This is a genomic window from Cobetia sp. (assembly GCF_983723665.1).
Genome location: NZ_CFDJES010000101.1, coordinates 1 through 2,277 on the forward strand (window position 1 = coordinate 1; position 2,277 = coordinate 2,277).

Consider the following 2,277-nt stretch of genomic DNA (forward strand, 5'->3'; position numbering starts at 1 on the left):
AAGGCGCATATGGCCGCACGCGGTATCGAGATGCGCCTGTAAGCGCAGCCGCAGGTAGTTCAGGCAGAAACGCGAACGCCGCCATATCCTCAGGGAATGGCGGCGTTCGCGTCTGCAGAGACGCAACTTCGGTTCAGGCGAGAACAGCGCTCAGACGTAGCCCAGCTTCTTCAGTGGCTTGAGCGCCTGCGCGAGTCGCTGGTCGGCAAGCGTCATGATGTCCGCGACCAGGTGCTTCTCGGCGGCAGGCAGCATCACGCGTTCCCCGACCCACAGCGCCAGCTCCGCCAGATCATGCTGATTGCCCAGCCGCGCGGCCGCCTTGTCGAGCAGTTCCGGCTCGCGGCGCCGTCCGTGACTCGGTGACTCGAGCTCCCGCGCGGCTGCCTCACCCAGCGCCTCGTGCGCCAGTGCCAGCTGGAACATGCGGTACTTGACCCACTTGCGCAGCCGGTGAGACGTCTCGATCTCACGTTTGCTGGCCACCTGCGCCGCAAGCTTGCTGATGCGATGACGGCTGAATTCCAGCCCGGTGTTGAGCTCCTCCACCGTCAGCGGTGCCGCCTGCCAGGCCGCCCGCTCTTCGCTCAGCAGCGTCTCGAGCGGCGCGTGATCCAGCTCGCCTTCGGGCTCGCTCAGCGAGGCACTGGTCAGCCCCGGACGCAGCGCATCCAGCAGGCGCTGACTGCGCTCATCCACCCAGGCGTAGGCGCGACCATGGGTCTTGCGCAGCATGTGCGCCTCGCGCGGCCCGGCCAATGCCTTGGCGACGGCGCGCGGACGCGCCTGATGCTCACTCACCGCCGACTTGCCCAGTGACTCGCGCCGCAGTTGCCACCAGCCGCGCAGCTGCTTGCAGTCGACGCGCAGCGCATGTACATCCGCCGCGCTCAGCGTCGGCTGCGCGAGACGCTCACGCATGGCGTCCAGACGCGCCTGAATCACGCCATTCAGCGCTGCGTTCATCGGAGAAGAATCCTGCTGACGGGTGTCGCTCATCTGTCTCTCCAACAACGGCTGGCCAGTCATCACTGGCACCAGGATGGCCCGAGTCGGGCCGCTCAGTCCTGCAAGGATAGCCCGAGATTGCTGACATCTTCATTGCGGCCCAATTGCTTGAGCGCGCGCCAATCATCGCGGGACAGCTGCGGGGCTTCGACGCTCTCGAGCACGGCGTCCTGGAAGTCACGCTCATCGATCATCAACGGATGTTCGCGAATCATGGCTTCCAGCGCTTCCTGCTCGATGCCCTCGCCGGCCTGCAGGTCGATCAGCGCGCGCACGCCATCGGCGGACAGCCGGCTGATCTTGAGCGCGGCTTCCGGCTCTTCGCTGATCAGCACATCGATGCAGGCGGTCAGCGCCATCACGGCTTCCAGGGCGCGGCGCGCGCCGAAGCTGTCATCGTCCTCGGCGGGCTCGAAGGCGGTGACCTTCTCGGCCTGCAGCGAGAAATCGATCTTGGCATCGCGCACGCGCAGCTGCTCCCAGACGAGGTCCAGCAGCTTGCGCAGCTCACGCGTGGTGTCCAGCGCGCTGGCCGTGCCATTGGCTTCGGCGTAGAAGCCGGCATTGGGCAGGAGTCGCTCGGTCAGCGCCGCCATGAAGGCAGTACGGCGCACGGGGGCCAGCGCATCAAGGCGCGCACGGAAACCGGATACAGGCTGAGTCATGACGGCTCTATTCTCACTTCACTATTCAATATGCGGCGTTCGCGCTGGCGTCTTGCCTCCGCCAGCCGCGATGTCACCGTAGGTCGCTATAGGGTATGCGATAGGATAGGCGAAAGGGTAGCGCCCGCGCGTGGCCGGATGAACGCGACCCTGCTCAAGCGCTGCCGCATGCCTCAGGGCCACAGGCACTCCGTCGGCACGCGACCAGCACCATCGAACAGGATGCCTTCGCTGCGCAGCTTTTCCCGCTGGCGCACTGCCCCGCCGTGCTCGGTGACCTTGAGCGAGGCATTGATCACGCGATGCCACGGCAACTGATGGCCATCCGGCAGGTGACGCATCGCCGAGCCGACCATGCGCGCGCTGGCGCCATCGGTCATCTTGGCGATACGCCCGTAGGTGGTGATGCGCCCTTCGGGGATCTGCGCCACCACGGTGTAGATCTGTTCGAGCAGTTCGGCCCGCATGCGGTTCTCTCCTTGTCGTGTCGCGGCTGGTTCGCCCGGTGCAGGTTCTGAGATGCAGGTACTGGGATGCCGACACTGGGGTCTTTACGCTGACATGGCGCTCACGCATGATGAAGCCATGCATCTTTACTTCATAC

General features: G+C 65.5%; 3 protein-coding genes. All 3 read right to left on the reverse strand.

Annotation, left to right across the window (positions count from 1 at the left end; genetic code table 11):
- Positions 1 to 150 precede the first annotated feature (150 nt).
- A complete protein-coding gene (locus tag AC4FAH_RS10565; RefSeq protein ID WP_288988613.1) occupies positions 151 to 999 on the reverse strand; it encodes a CHAD domain-containing protein in 849 nt (282 codons plus the stop codon).
- A gap of 62 nt (positions 1,000 to 1,061) precedes the next feature.
- Entirely contained in the window at positions 1,062 to 1,673 is a 612-nt protein-coding gene (locus AC4FAH_RS10570) for a YjaG family protein (protein WP_043336733.1), read from the reverse strand.
- 173 nt (positions 1,674 to 1,846) lie between these two features.
- Complete coding sequence (locus AC4FAH_RS10575) at positions 1,847 to 2,140, reverse strand: MGMT family protein (protein ID WP_043336737.1); 294 nt, start codon at positions 2,138 to 2,140, stop codon at positions 1,847 to 1,849.
- Between the last annotated feature and the right edge of the window lie 137 nt (positions 2,141 to 2,277).